Source organism: Actinoallomurus liliacearum, assembly GCF_039542035.1.
GTDB classification, from domain to species: domain Bacteria; phylum Actinomycetota; class Actinomycetes; order Streptosporangiales; family Streptosporangiaceae; genus Actinoallomurus; species Actinoallomurus liliacearum.
The window spans coordinates 250,377-264,129 of record NZ_BAABHJ010000008.1; the positions used below are offsets into that span (position 1 = coordinate 250,377).

The 13,753-nt window shown below is 72.0% G+C and carries 14 protein-coding genes; 9 read left to right on the top strand and 5 right to left on the bottom strand.

The window, feature by feature from the left end; translation table 11 throughout:
- Positions 1-134: 134 nt before the first annotated feature.
- The 4 genes from ABD978_RS15920 to ABD978_RS15935 all read left to right on the top strand — a co-directional run bounded on the left by ABD978_RS15920 (position 135) and on the right by ABD978_RS15935 (position 2,959).
- Positions 135-755 carry a hypothetical protein gene (locus tag ABD978_RS15920; RefSeq protein ID WP_345354249.1) on the top strand — a complete coding sequence of 207 codons (621 nt, stop codon included), beginning with the start codon at positions 135-137 and terminating at the stop codon, positions 753-755.
- A gap of 226 nt (positions 756-981) precedes the next feature.
- Positions 982-1,458: a hypothetical protein gene (locus ABD978_RS15925; RefSeq protein WP_345354251.1), complete on the top strand. Its 477-nt coding sequence runs from the start codon at positions 982-984 to the stop codon at positions 1,456-1,458.
- Positions 1,452-2,201, top strand: coding sequence for a hypothetical protein (locus tag ABD978_RS15930; protein WP_345354253.1), 750 nt, complete (start codon positions 1,452-1,454; stop codon positions 2,199-2,201). The genes ABD978_RS15925 and ABD978_RS15930 overlap by 7 nt, the downstream gene beginning before the upstream one ends.
- A gap of 26 nt (positions 2,202-2,227) precedes the next feature.
- Positions 2,228-2,959: a hypothetical protein gene (locus ABD978_RS15935; protein WP_345354255.1), complete on the top strand. Its 732-nt coding sequence runs from the start codon at positions 2,228-2,230 to the stop codon at positions 2,957-2,959.
- Between the two features lie 135 nt (positions 2,960-3,094).
- Here ABD978_RS15935 and rraA read toward each other — a convergent pair whose 3' ends face one another.
- Positions 3,095-3,586 (bottom strand): ribonuclease E activity regulator RraA, encoded by a 492-nt coding sequence (gene rraA, locus ABD978_RS15940; protein ID WP_345354257.1) that lies wholly within the window; start codon positions 3,584-3,586, stop codon positions 3,095-3,097.
- A 65-nt stretch (positions 3,587-3,651) separates the two neighbouring features.
- Positions 3,652-4,107, bottom strand: a complete 456-nt coding sequence (locus tag ABD978_RS15945) for an Lrp/AsnC family transcriptional regulator (protein ID WP_345354259.1) — start codon at positions 4,105-4,107, stop codon at positions 3,652-3,654.
- Positions 4,108-4,234: 127 nt separating this feature from the next.
- Between ABD978_RS15945 and ddaH the strand changes: the two genes are divergently transcribed.
- The 4 genes from ddaH (at position 4,235) to ABD978_RS15965 (ending at position 8,703) form a co-directional block, all read left to right on the top strand.
- Positions 4,235-5,080, top strand: a complete 846-nt coding sequence (ddaH, locus tag ABD978_RS15950) for a dimethylargininase (protein WP_345354261.1) — start codon at positions 4,235-4,237, stop codon at positions 5,078-5,080.
- A gap of 49 nt (positions 5,081-5,129) precedes the next feature.
- On the top strand, positions 5,130-6,323 hold the full coding sequence (rocD, locus tag ABD978_RS15955; protein ID WP_345354263.1) for an ornithine--oxo-acid transaminase: 1,194 nt from the start codon (positions 5,130-5,132) through the stop codon (positions 6,321-6,323).
- 206 nt (positions 6,324-6,529) lie between these two features.
- On the top strand, positions 6,530-7,093 hold the full coding sequence (locus ABD978_RS15960; protein ID WP_345354266.1) for a PadR family transcriptional regulator: 564 nt from the start codon (positions 6,530-6,532) through the stop codon (positions 7,091-7,093).
- Positions 7,090-8,703: a DHA2 family efflux MFS transporter permease subunit gene (locus ABD978_RS15965; protein WP_345354268.1), complete on the top strand. Its 1,614-nt coding sequence runs from the start codon at positions 7,090-7,092 to the stop codon at positions 8,701-8,703. The genes ABD978_RS15960 and ABD978_RS15965 overlap by 4 nt, the downstream gene beginning before the upstream one ends.
- 88 nt (positions 8,704-8,791) lie before the next feature.
- Here the strand turns inward: ABD978_RS15965 and ABD978_RS15970 are convergent, their stop codons facing one another.
- The 3 genes from ABD978_RS15970 to ABD978_RS15980 are packed head-to-tail and all read right to left on the bottom strand — an operon-like array spanning position 8,792 to position 11,514.
- Positions 8,792-9,232 carry a DUF6113 family protein gene (locus ABD978_RS15970; RefSeq protein WP_345354270.1) on the bottom strand — a complete coding sequence of 147 codons (441 nt, stop codon included), beginning with the start codon at positions 9,230-9,232 and terminating at the stop codon, positions 8,792-8,794.
- A gap of 6 nt (positions 9,233-9,238) precedes the next feature.
- Positions 9,239-10,087 (bottom strand): N-acetyl-1-D-myo-inositol-2-amino-2-deoxy-alpha-D-glucopyranoside deacetylase, encoded by an 849-nt coding sequence (mshB, locus tag ABD978_RS15975; RefSeq protein WP_345354272.1) that lies wholly within the window; start codon positions 10,085-10,087, stop codon positions 9,239-9,241.
- 11 nt (positions 10,088-10,098) lie between these two features.
- Positions 10,099-11,514: a serine/threonine-protein kinase gene (locus tag ABD978_RS15980; protein ID WP_345354274.1), complete on the bottom strand. Its 1,416-nt coding sequence runs from the start codon at positions 11,512-11,514 to the stop codon at positions 10,099-10,101.
- A gap of 140 nt (positions 11,515-11,654) precedes the next feature.
- On the opposite strand from ABD978_RS15980, the gene ABD978_RS15985 reads away from it, so the two are divergent.
- Positions 11,655-13,751 (top strand): S9 family peptidase, encoded by a 2,097-nt coding sequence (locus tag ABD978_RS15985; protein ID WP_345354276.1) that lies wholly within the window; start codon positions 11,655-11,657, stop codon positions 13,749-13,751.
- Positions 13,752-13,753: the final 2 nt, after the last annotated feature.

Here is a 13,753-nt window from a genome sequence, read left to right on the forward strand (position 1 = left end):
CGCCCGGCCGTACGCCGGGAGGCGGACGGCGGCAGCCCCGTCCGGCTGCCGGGAGACGGCGCAGTGCGCTCCCGGCGGACGCCCGATCGCGGCGCGACGGTGCGCTTCGCGGGCTTGTGGGTAGGGTCGTCCGCATGCTGCGCCTGTACGATCCCGGAACCGGGCGCCTCACGGAGATCGTCCCGGCTCGCCCCGGAGTCATCCGGGTCGCCTGCTCCGATGAGCTGCGCGCCCAGGTGGTCGCCGACCTGATCCGCCGGCTCGCCGTCCGCCACCGGCTGCGCGCGCTGGGGATCTGGAACACCGTGCCGGGAGCGTCGGACCTGGGCGTACGCCCGGCCGAGCTGACCTCCGGCCCCGCCGACGTGCACGTCGGCGCGACGGTCGGCCGCTGGGTCCCGGTGCCGTGGGACGGCCTCGACCCGCTCGCCGTGCGCCTGGCGCTGCTGGAGACCCACTACCGGGCGGACCTGCCGCACGGTCGTACGGACCTCGCCGCGGCGGCCGCCTCGCTCACCGAGTGGCGGCGTCGCGTCGCCGGCTGGGCCGAGTCCCCCGGGCGGCCGCCGGAGCGCTCGTACGTCACGGAGGCGGTCGCGCACCTGGACGCCGACCTCGACACACCGGCGGCGTTGGCCTGCCTGTCCCGGCTCGCCGAGGACGACTCCGTACCGCCCGGCGCGAAATTCGAGACGGCGGTCGAACTCGACATGATTCTGGGCCTCGACCTGGTCCGGCTGGTCGGTCGTCTCTAACCGGGGATAGGGCCGCGACCGATTCACCCGTTCTTGGGAACCTCTTTTCTTGCCCCTACCGCCTCAGTAAGCTCATGAGGTAATTTCCCCCGATGCCCGGGAATTGACGATGCGATTCCGCATGTGCGTCGGTTCGCTCCTCTTGGCGAGCCTGCTCACAGCCTGTGGCAGCCGCGCGACCGGTGGCTTCCACCCCAGCGGGCAGGCCCAAGGGGACGATTCCCCCGTGGCGTCCTCATCCCCTGATACGACGCCGCAGCCGGACGCGCCGGTGAACACCGCGGGCGGTCCGGCGAGCAACGGCCCGCTTCCCCGGACTCCGCAGTCCGCCGTCGTCGCCTACCGCGAGTACCAGCGGATGTACGAGCAGGCGTACGAGACGAATGACACCAGCCGGCTCGACACGGTCGCCATGGATCCGCTTTTGTCGATCATTGAGAAGGACGTCGCGAAGATCCAGCGGCAGGGCGTCTTCTGGCGATTCCACAATGTCCTCAACCCCCAGGTTCAGGGCGGCTCCAAAGACGACTCGGTCGTCGTGATCCTCGACTGTGTGCGGACCCTCGGGTCGTACCGCTTCTCCGCCAGGACCGGGAAGCGGCTCGCCGCCTGGCGTGACGGCAGTCACCTCTACCAGGCGGTCATGCGCTACAGCGACGGCACCTACAAGATCTCCGACGCGACGGAGGGCAGGAAATGCTGACCAGACGAACCTCCATCGCCGTCCTGCTGACCCTCCTCCCGGGCGCCGCCGTGGGCCTGGCGTCCGGCACGGCGGCCGCGGCCCCGCTCTGCCTGCCCAACGCCTGCGCGCACAGCAACCGCACCCTCCCCGGCGAAGGCGGCACCAGCGGTGAGAGCGGCGGCGGTGGTGGTGGAGGGGGTGGCGGGACCGGCCCCGGCATCGGCTGCCCGACCGTGGGCGGCGATCTCGCCTGCACACCCGGCACCGCCGCGCCCGCGGCCGCCCCTCACATCCCCACGATCGACGTCGCCTACGACGCGCGGGACAACCTCCAACTGCCCGTCCCCGGGATCGGCACGGCGCCGAGTCCGCGGTCCTACATCCGGATCACGACCGGCCTGTGGGTCGACGACGTGGGGAACAAGACCGCGGTGGCCGACGTGCCGGGCCAGCACGTGACCGTGACCGCCGACCAGCCGGTCGTCACGTGGAACATGGGGGACGGCAACGGCCTCACCTGCGCCGCGGCGACGGCGGGCACGCCCGGCGGCACGGACTGCGGCTACACCTACCAGAGGTCGTCGGCGAGCCGCCCGGACCACAAGTACACGATCACCGCGACCATCACCTACCGGATCACCTGGGCCTGTCAGGGCAACGACTGCGACACGGCGGGCGGCGCGTTCGGGCCCATGACGGGTCCGCCCGGAAACCTCGGCCTCGCGGTCGGCGAGGTGCAGACCCAGTCCCAGCCCGGCTGATCCACGGCCCCGAGGAGGAACGCCACGTGTACCGCCCCCGTGCGTACGTCCCCGTCCTGCTCGCCGCGGGCGTCCTCCTCGCCGGATGCGGAGGTGGCGGCGGTCACAAGGCGACGCCGTCCTCCTCGCCGCCCGGCCGTACGACGGCGAGCCCGTCGCCCACACCGAGCTACGCGGCCGATCGGGTGGCCGCGGCCTTCCTGTCGGCCCGGGACATCGACCCGCGCATCAAGGAACAGCCGCCGAGCACGCCGGCGCTCAAGGAGCACGCCGTCCCGTCCTGCTCGCTGTCGGCGATCAAGCCGGCGGGCGGCCCGGACGTGAAGGTCCGCGAGTTCAACACCAGCCAGTACTACGGCGCGAACTACGGGGAGATCGCGCTGACCTACCCGGACGCCGCCACCGCGGCGGCGATGTTCGCGACCATCCGCACGAAGGTCATGGCGTGCCCGGCGAAGAAGCACATTCCGCAGAAGCGCCTCCCCGGGAACCGGATCGCCCTGGCCCATGACGACACCTGGCACACCACCGATGAGACCACGCCCGGCTGGTCGCACGTACGCGGCTTCGAGAAGGCGCTGTACGCCCCGTCCGCCAGCATCATCAACGTCATCTACCGCTCGTTCGACTACGTGAACCGCGGCAACGTCGTGCTGGTCTCGATGTACTGGGAGCGCGTCGCGCCGAAGGCGTCCGGTGACGCGATCACCAAGAAGGGGACGTCGCTGCTGACGAAGCAGCTCGGCCGGCTGCCCTGAGCCGGACCGCCGGCCGAGGCCCGGCGGAGCCTTCAGCGGAGCGCGCCGGGTCCGGACGGCGCCCGCCGCCGGCGCGTGTCCGACGAATTCCGTCCGCGCAGCCGGACGGCGGATTCGTCCGACACTCCCCAGCCCTCAGCGGGATTCCGCATCCAGGCGGCGGCCCGCCACGACGATGCCGTCCTCGTCGGCGTACAGCCAGGCGCCGGGCCGGAACTCGGCGCCGCCGAACACCACCGGAACGTCGACCTCACCGGCGCCGTCCTTGGCGCTCTTGCGGGGATTGGAACCCAGCGCCCGGATCCCCAGATCGAGTTCGCGCAGCGCCACCACGTCACGGACCGCGCCATTGATCACGACTCCGGCCCAGCCGTTCGCGACCGCCGATCCGGCGATCATGTCGCCCATGAGCGCGGTGCGCAGCGAGCCGCCGCCGTCGACGACGAGCACGCGGCCCTCCCCCGCGGTGGCGAGCACCTTCTTGAGCAGCGCGTTGTCCTCGTGACAGCGGACGGTCGCCACCGGCCCCGCGAAGCGTGCGCGCGCCCCGTACGAACGGAACTGCGTCTCGCAGCTCGCCAGCTCGGCGCCGTACTCGTCGAAGAGATCAGCCGTCGTGAAGTCCATCTACCGGATGGTAACAACGGCTGGCTCAGACGTCCGGCCCGCCGGTCGGGCGTTCGGCCCACCGGTCAGGCGTCCGGCCCGCCGGTCGGGCGGCCGAGCAGCCGGGACAGGACGATGGAGGTCTTGGTCTGCACGATGTTCGGTTCGTTGCGCAGCCGCTCGAGGGCCTCCTCGAGGGCCTGGATATCGTGGGCACGCAGGTGGACCAGCGCGTTCGCCTCCCCGGTGACCGTGTAGGCCGCCACCACCTCGGGATGTCGGCGGATGCTGGCGGAGATCTCCGCAGGGGACGTACGGCCCGCGCAGAACAACTCCACGAACGCCTCCGTGGTCCAGCCCAGCGCCGAGGGGTCGACGACCGCGGCGTACCCCGTGATCACCCCGTCGTGCCGGAGCCGGTCGACCCGGCGCTTGACCGCCGGAGCCGACAGTCCGACCTCGTCGCCGACCTGCGCGAAGGACGCACGGGCGTTCTCCAGCAGACACGCAACGATTCGCCGGTCGATGTCGTCAAGACGCAATGATTGGACCCTTTCAAGCGCACATCCGTTATTGGTGTTGCGGACAAGCCGACCTTACGCTGCGGGTGGTGCCTCACCAACCCACTGGGCGCGTAATCGGGCCCGCATTGCCAGGAGCACAACATCGATGACGATGCAGACCCTTGCCCGCGATGGCGCGGGCATCTCGGCGGGGCAGCCGGCACGGACCTACCTGATGTGCCCGCCGACCTACTTCGACGTCCAATACGCGATCAACGCGTGGATGGACCCGACCTCCCCGGTCGACCGTGACCGGGCCCGCCACGAGTGGGAACGCCTGCGCGCGACCTACGCCTCACTCGGCCACACCGTGCACGTCCTCCCCCCCGTCCCCGGCCTGCCGGACATGGTCTTCGCCGCGAACGGCGCGACCGTCGTCGGCGGCATGGTGCTGGGCGCGAGGTTCCGCCACCCCGAGCGCGCCGCCGAGGCGGACGCGCACCGGATATGGTTCGAGGAGCACGGCTACCGGCGCATCCGCACCGCCGAGCACGTGAACGAGGGTGAGGGCGACTACGCCTTCGCCTACCGCGCGATCGTCGCGGGCCACGGCTTCCGTACGGACCCGGTCGCGCACAACGAACTGCACGACGCGTTCGGGCTGCCGGTCGTCAGCGTCCGCCTGATCGACCCGCGGTTCTACCACCTCGACACCGCGCTGTGCGTGATCGACCCCTTTACGGCGGCGTACTACCCCGGCGCCTTCGACGAGGACGGCCTGATCAAGCTGCAGGCGCTCTTCCCCGAGCTGATCGAGGCGACCGAGGAGGACGCCCTGGCGTTCGGGTTGAACGCGGTCAGCGACGGCCGGAACGTGATCGTTCCGGACGACGCCATGACGCTGATCGCACGGCTCACGGAGCGCGGCTTCCACGTCATTCCGATCGAGATGACGGAGCTGCGCAAGGCGGGGGGCGGCCCGAAGTGCTGCACCCTCGAACTACGCCCGTAGCAGGGACAATGGGACTCGGGAGACCCCGCGGGTCCGAGAAGGAGCACTGTTGAACACGCAGGAGCTGCGGGCGCTGTCGGAACTGCACAGCGCGCACAACTACCACCCGCTGCCGATCGTGATCGCCGACGCCGAGGGCGCCTGGGTGACCGACGTCGAGGGCAAGCGGTACCTCGACATGCTGTCGGCGTACTCCGCCGTCAACTTCGGGCACCGCCATCCGCGGCTGGTCGAGGCCGCGCGGCGGCAGCTCGACCGCGTCACGCTGGTCAGCCGGGCGTTCGACCACGACCAGTTCGGGCCGTTCGTCGCCGAGCTGGCCGAGCTGGCCGGCAAGGAGATGGTCCTGCCGATGAACAGCGGCGCGGAGGCCGTCGAGACCGCGCTGAAGACCGCCCGCAAGTGGGGGTACGAGGTCAAGGGCGTGCCCGCCGAGCAGGCGAACATCGTCACGTTCGAGGGCAACTTCCACGGCCGGACGACGACGATCGTCAGCTTCTCCACCGACCCGGACGCCCGCAACTCCTACGGCCCGTTCACGCCCGGGTTCCGCACCGTGCCCTACGGCGACGTCGAGGCGCTGCGCGCGGCCGTCGACGAGAACACGGTCGGCGTGCTGATCGAGCCGATCCAGGGCGAGGCCGGCGTGAACGTCCCGCCGAGCGGGTTCCTGGCGGCGGTGCGCGAGATCTGCACCGCCCGCGGCGCCCTGATGATCGCCGACGAGATCCAGTCGGGCCTGGGCCGTACCGGCACGACGTTCGCGGTCGAGCACGAGAACGTCGTGCCCGACGTCTACATCCTCGGCAAGGCGCTCGGCGGCGGCATCCTGCCGGTCTCCGCCGTCGTCGCCGACCGCGACATCCTCGGCGTCTTCAAGCCCGGCCAGCACGGGTCGACGTTCGGCGGCAACCCGCTCGCCTGCGCGGTGGGCCGCGAGGTCATCGCGATGTTGAAGACCGGGGAGTTCCAGGAGCGCTCCCGCACGCTGGGGGCGCACCTGCACGCCCGGCTCGGCGCGCTGCCGCCGGAGCACGTCCGCGAGGTGCGCGGCCGCGGCCTGTGGGCCGGCGTGGAGCTTAACGGCAAGGCGCGCCCGGTCAGCGAGCGGCTGATGGAGCGCGGCGTGCTGGCGAAGGAGACGCATGAGACGACGCTCCGGCTGGCGCCGCCGCTGGTCGTGAGCCAGGAGGATTTGGACTGGGCGCTCGACCAGCTGGAGGCGGTCCTCACCGAGGTGTGAGGCTCCCGGCGGCCGACGTGAGGCCGCCGGCCGGTCGTTCGCGGAGGTCCGGGCCCCGGGGGGTCCGGACCTTCGTCCATGTCACCCCATGTCGCCGTAAATCCGTTTGCAGCCGTCGAACCGGAGTTCTATAGTCCAAGTGGATTAATCAGTACGGACCAGAAAAGACGACGATGCCACGACCGCTCACGCCTCTCGGATTGGCAGTGCTCAGGCTGCTCCACGACGAGCCCATGCACCCGTACGAGATGCAGCAGCGCATCCGCGACCACGCCATCGACCAGGTGGTCAAGGTCGCGCACGGGTCGCTCTACCACACGGTCGAACGGCTCGCCGGACAAGGACTGATCGAGTCCGTGGAGACGACGCGCGAAGGGCGCCGCCCCGAGCGCACCGTCTACGCGATCACCGAACAAGGCCGGGACGAGGCGCATTCCCGGCTCCGCGACTTCATTCGCCGCCCCTCGCAGGAATACCCGGTCATCGGCATGGCGCTGTCCTTCCTGGCCATGCTGCCGCCGGACGACGCCGCCCACCTGCTCGACCTCCGCGCGGTCGCCCTCGAGGGCAAGCTCGCCGCGCACGACATCGTCGTCGACGGCCTGTTCAAGCAAGGGCTGCAGCGGATCCAGCTGATCGAGGTCGAGTACTGCAACGCACAGCTGCGGTCCGAGCTGGAGTTCCTGCGCGCGCTCAGCGAGGACATCAAGAGCGGCCGGCTGACCTGGCGGCCTCCCGGCCGCCCGAACGGGGAGAACAACGTCACATGAGGAAATGGCATGGCAACCCCTGGGCGATCTTGTTGACGCTCAGTCTCGGGTTCTTCATGACACTGCTGGACCTGACGATCGTGAACATCGCGATGCCCAGCATGATCGACAAACTGGGCGCATCGCTGGACGAGGTCCTCTGGGTGGTCAACGCCTACGTCCTCGTCCTCGCGGTCCTGCTGATCACCGCGGGCCGGCTGGGCGACCTGCGCGGCCAGCGGAACCTGTTCATCGCGGGCGTGACCGTCTTCACCATCGCCAGCCTGCTGTGCGGCATCTCGCAGAACCCGGCCGAGCTGATCGCCGCCCGCGCGGTGCAGGGCCTCGGCTCCGCCCTGCTGATGCCGCAGACGATGGCGATCATCATCGCCACCTTCCCGGCCGAACGCCGGGGTGCGGCACTCGGCATCTGGGGCGCCGTGGCGGGGGTCGCGACGATCGCCGGGCCTACGCTCGGCGGGCTCCTGGTGACCGCCTTCGACTGGCGATGGATCTTCTTCGTCAACCTGCCGATCGGCGTGCTCGTCCTCGTGCTGGCGTTCACGGTCATCCCCAGTGTCCGGATCGAGCGCTCCCACCGTCTCGACCTCGTCGGCGTTCTGATCGCCACGGTCGCGCTGTTCTGCCTCGTCTTCGCCCTCACCGAGGGCCAGCGGTACGACTGGAACGGCGTCATCTGGGCGCTGTTCGCGGCGGCGGCCGTCGTCTTCGCGATCTTCCTCGTGCAGCAGCGCACCCAGCAGAACCGTGACCCGCTCGTCCCGTTCGTCCTGTTCAAGGATCGCAACTTCACGGTCCTGAACTTCGTCGGCGCGGTCCTGTCCATCGGGATGATCGGCGTTTTCCTGCCCCTCACCATCTACCTGCAGTCGGTGCTCGGCTTCAGCGCCCTCAAGGCGGGTCTGGTCATGGCCCCGTCCTCGGTCGTGTCGATGTTCCTCGCGCCGGTCGCCGGCCGGATAACCGACAAGATCGGCGGTAAGTTCATCCTCATGGCCGGGCTCACGCTGTACGCGGTCGGCATGGGTTGGATCGTGCTGATCGCCGGCGTCGACTCGAGCTGGCCGACCTTCCTGCCCGGACTGATCGTCTCCGGTATCGGCATCGGCGGCGTCTTCGCGCCGATGGCCACCGAGGCGATGCGCGGCGTCGACCCCCGCATGGCCGGCGCGGCCTCCGGCGTCAACAACACGACCCGGCAGATCGGTTCGGTGGTGGGCAGCGCCGCCGCTGGCGCCATCCTGCAGAACCAGCTCGCCTCCCACCTCCGGGACGAGGCCCAGAAGCGCGCCGGCGCGCTTCCCGCCGAGGCGCGCGGCCCGTTCGTCCAGGGATTCAAGGACGCCGCCAAGGGCGGGCTCGAGGTGGGCGCCGGCCAGACCGGAGCGGCTCAGCACCTGCCGCAGAACCTCCCCCAGCAGGTCGTCCACCAGATCACCCAGGCGGCCCAGAGCGTGTTCGGACACGGCTTCGTCGACGCGATGAAGCCGACGATGCTCCTGCCGCTCGCCCTCGTCTTCGTCGGAGCCGCGTCCTGCTTCGCGGTGCGGGGCTACCGGCGGAACACCGCCGACCGCTCGCCCGAGACGGTCGAGGCGACCACCGGCTGACCTCGGCGGCGGGGATCCCGCGACCCGCGACTCACGAGCACCGAGCGCGCACGTCCACCGGGCGTGCGCGCTCCGTGCGTCCTACGGGTCAGCCGCGGGGCGTCGGCACGGACGTCGTGCCGCGCAGGATCCAGGGACGCGGCGAACGGGTCACCGCGACCGCGACGACGGCGGCGATCGACCCGCCGAAGATGAAGACGTACCCGGCGGTGGTGCCGGTCACGATGAGGTCGCCCTCCGGACGCCGGCTCGACAGCAGCACGACGACGATCAGCCACGGCACGGCCAGGGTCGCCACGCCGACCTTGCTCTCCATCGCCCACCCGGCGAGCCGGAACGCCGCGAACTCGACGAGGGACAGGAGGACGGCGGCCACCGGGAAGCCCGCGAGCGTCCAGGAGAACTGGAACGACGTGATCACGCCGAAGATCAGACCGAGCACGACGAGCACGCCGTACGCGACACCCGTCACCAGGGCTGACTCACGCGACGGCTCCTGAGGGGCGTACGGGCCCGTCCATTGCTCCACAGCGGGTCAGGCTACCGGGTGCCTCAGACCGGTCTCGCGGCCGTCCGCTCCGAGCGGGCCCGGCTCCCCGGCGAGGAGCGTGTAGTACTCGACGCCCGGGAGCGGCTGGCCGACGTCGTTGGACAGCGCGAAGTACGGCGGATCGACGGTGATCTGCGTACGGTGCGCCCGCATCGCGGCGATCTTGGCCGGCAGGTGGTCGCGGGCGTCGACCCGTGTGGTCACCTGCTCGTCCGGGACGCCGAAGCCGAACTCGGCGACCGAGGCGACCTTCTCGAACGGCCCCCGGCCCACCGCCTCCTCGAGCGTCGACAAGGGCACGGCGGTGGCGTAGAACCGCGCGGGCCGCCCCGGCTCGCCGGTACCGAAGGACGGGTCCGCCGCCCGCTCGAACGCCCGCCACGCGACCCGGTGCGCCTGGATGTGGTCCGGGTGACCGTAGAAGCCGTTCGCGTCGTAGGTGACGACGACCTGCGGGCGGACCTCGCGCATGACGGCGACGAGCTCGGCGGCGGCCTCGTCGACGTCGGCCCGCCAGAAGGCGCGCGGATGGTCGTTGGACGGCACGCCCATCATCCCGGAGTCGCGCCAGCGCCCCGGGCCGCCGAGGAACCGGTGGTCGGTCACCCCGAGCGCGGCGCACGCCTCGGCCAGCTCGCCGACGCGGTACTCCCCCAGCGCGTCGCCGCTCAGGTGACGCAGCTCCTCGGGGATGACCTCGCCCTCCTCACCGCGCGTGCAGGTGACCAGGCAGACGTGGGCGCCCTCGGCGGCGTACTTCGCCATGGTCGCCCCGGTCTCGATCGACTCGTCGTCCGGATGGGCGTGCACGAACAGGATGCGCAGGTCGGCCATGGCCCGCAACGCTATCCGGCGGGCAGGCTCGCCTTGCCGCCACCCTGGTCCTTCCCACCGCCCGTCGGGTCTCCGGTCGGCTCCTTCGGGCCGCTGGTCGTCGGCTGGTCGGTGGGCGCCGAGGTGGTCGGCTCGTGGCTGGTGGGCGCCGCCGTCGCCGTCCGGGTGGGCGACCAACGGTGCGTCGGCCGCTGGCTGTAGCTCGGCTCGGGCCGCGAGCCGCTCTGGACCGGCTGCTGCGGCTCCCCGCTGTCATCGGGCTGCTCGCTGGAGGCCTGGGCGCTCGGCGCCGGGCCGGGCGCCGGCTTGTTCCCATGGTGGCCGGCCGCCCAGACGACCACCGCGGCGAGCGCCACCGCGAGGACGAGCCCGGCCACCGCCGCCAGGACCAGCCCCGGCGACGTGCCGCGGCGGGCCGCGCCGGCCGGCTGCGTCATCCCGGCCTGATGCGGCATCGTCGGACCTCCGGCGCCCGCGCCCGCCGCCATGGCTCCGAGGCCGCCCGCCGCGATCGTGGGCGCGGCCGGCGTGACCGGCGCGGCCGGCGTGACCGGCGCGGTCGGGACGGCGCCGGCCGCCCTGGTCTCGGCGAACGCGGCGCCCTGGTCCAGGATCGCCGTCTGCGGGCCTCCGCCGACCACCGGAGCGGCCGGGGTGACGCCCTCCTCGCCCAGCAGGCGCATCAGCAGTTGCTGGGCGGTGGGCCGTACGGCCGGATCCTTGGCGAGGCAGTCGGCGACGATGCCGCGCAGCGGCTCGTGCACGCCGCCGAGGTCCGGCGGCTCGCTCAGGATGCGGTTGATCACCGCCATCACGGTGTCCTGCCCGAACGGCGCGGTGCCGGTGGCGGCGTACGCCATCGTCGAGCCCCAGGCGAAGATGTCGGCGGCCGGGGTGATCTCCCTGCCGGTGAGCTGCTCGGGCGCCATGTAGGCGGGGGTCCCGATGGCGGAGTTGGTCATCGTCGCGGCCGCGTCGAGGGCCTTGGCGATGCCGAAGTCGATGACCCGCGGCCCGTCGGGACCGATCAGGACGTTCTGCGGCTTGAAATCACGGTGGACGATGCCCGCCTGGTGGATGGCGACGAGCGCGGTGACCGTGCCGATGGCCAGCCGCTCCAGCTCGGCGCCGGACCGGGGGGACTCTCCGGTGACCAGTTGCTGCAGTGACGGGCCGGGGACGTACTCGCTGACGATGTACGGCCGGTCGCCGTCCACGTCGGCCTCCAGGACCTGCGCGGTGCAGAACCGGGCGACGCGCTTGACGGCGGCCAGTTCGCGCAGGAACCGGCCCCGCGCGGTGTCGTCCTGAGCGAGGTCACCGCGCAGCAGCTTGATGGCCACCGGGTCCCCGGTGGCCGAGCGGCCGAGGTAGACCGTGCCCTGGCCGCCCTCCCCGAGGCGGCCCGTCACTTCGTAAGACCCCAACCGGTCTGGATCACCGGGCTGTAGGGGACGGGCGTCGGGCATCAATACTCCTGGGGGAAACGGCTTATGGACGGCAACAGTCTTCCGCATGACCGGCGGGCTTGCACGGAGCATGAGCGGCCTGCTGGCAGGATCGAGACATGACGACGAGCTTTCCCCGGCAGAGCGCGCGTACACGGCGTTTCACCCTCGGAGCGCCCCGCGGTTTCCTGGTCTCCCCCGACGGTTCACGCGTCGTGTTCCTCCGCACGCGCGGCGGTACCGACCCCGTCACCTGCCTGTGGGCGCTCGACGTCCCGCGCGACGGCGCCGAGGCGAAGGAACGCCTGATCGTCGACCCGCGCGGCCTCGACCTGCCCGGCGAGGAGGACCTGCCCGCCGAGGAGAAGGCCCGCCGGGAACGCGCCCGCGAGCAGGCGGGCGGAATCGTCACGTACGCCACCGACGAGGGGCTGACGCTCGCCGCGTTCGCGCTGTCCGGGCGGCTGTTCGTCACCGACCTCGACGCCGCCGTCCGCCCCCTGGACGCCGCCGTCCCCGCCTTCGACCCGCGTCCGGACCCGACCGGCGCCCACGTCGCGTACGTCTCCGGCCGCGCCCTGCGCGTGATCGAGGTGGCGACCGGCGCGGACCGCGCGCTGGCCGAGCCGGAGGGCGAGCAGGTCTCGTACGGCCTCGCGGAGTTCATCGCCGCCGAGGAGATGCAGCGCATGCGCGGGTACTGGTGGGCACCCGACGGCACCGCCCTCCTCGCCGCCCGCGTCGACGAGTCACCGGTGCGCCGCTGGCACATCGCCGACCCCGCGAACCCGGCGACGCCGGCCCGGGAGGTCGCCTACCCCGCCGCGGGCACGCCTAACGCCGACGTCTCCCTCTTCGTCCTCGGGCTGGACGGCGCGCGGCAGGAGGTCGAGTGGGACCGGGGGACGTTCCCGTACCTCGTCACCGCCCGCTGGGACTCCCGCGGCGCGCTGCTGGTCGTCCAGACCCGCGACCAGAAGACGATGCGGATCCTGGCGGCCGACCCGTCCACCGGCCGGACCACGCTCGTCCGGGAGGACACCGACCCGGTCTGGCTGGACATCGTCCCCGGCGCGCCCGCCCGTACCGGCGAGGGCGACCTCGTCTGGGTGGCCGAAGACGGCCACGACGCGCGCGGGCTGATCATCGGCGGCGAGCGCGTCACCCCGGACGGCCTGCACGTGCGCGCCGTGCTCGACGTGGACGGCGACACCGTCCTGTTCACCGCCTCCGAGGAGCCCACCGAGATCCACGTCTGGGCGTACGGCCCCGGCGGCCTCGCCCGGCTGAGCGACGGCGCGGGGGTGTACGGCGGCCGTCGGCGCGGCGGCACGACCGTCGTCACCGGAAGCCGGCTCGACCGGTTCGGCGCCGAGACGACCGTGCTGCGCGACGGCGCCCCCGTCGGCCGGATCGCCTCCCACGCCGAGCAGCCGTCCCTGGACGTCGGCGTCACCCTGATCCGGGCGGGCGAGCGCGAGCTGCGCACCGCCGTGCTGCTGCCGACCGGCTACACCGGGGACGAACCGCTGCCCGTGCTCATGGACCCCTATGGCGGGCCGCACGCGCAGCGGGTCCTCGCCGCGCGCCGCGCCTTCGCCGAGCCGCAGTGGCTCGCCGACCAGGGGTTCGCGGTCGTCGTCGCCGACGGACGCGGCAGCCCCGGCCGGGGACGCGACTGGGAGCACGCGATCCACCACGACCTCGCCGGGCCGGTCCTGGACGACCAGATCGCGGCGCTGCGCGGGGCCGCCGAGCGGTTCCCCCTCGACCTGTCGCGGGTGGCCATCCGGGGCTGGTCGTTCGGCGGGTACCTCGCCGCGCTCGCGGTGCTGCGCCGACCGGACGTCTTCCACGCGGCGATCGCGGGCGCGCCGGTCACCGACTGGACGCTGTACGACACGCACTACACGGAGCGTTACCTCGGCGACCCCGGCGCGGACCCGGAGCCGTACGAGCGGTCGAGCCTGTTCGGCGCCGTTTCCGGCGGTGACGTGCCCGCGGACGTGACGCGGCCGCTGCTGCTCATCCACGGGCTGGCCGACGATAACGTCGTCGCCGCGCATACGCTGCGTCTATCCTCGGCATTGCTGGCCGCCGGCCGGCCGCACGCCGTCCTGCCGCTGTCCGGCGTCACCCACATGACGCCGCAGGAGGTCGTCGCCGAGAACCTCCTGCTCCTCCAGATCAGGTTCCTTAAGGAAGCGCTCGCGTGACC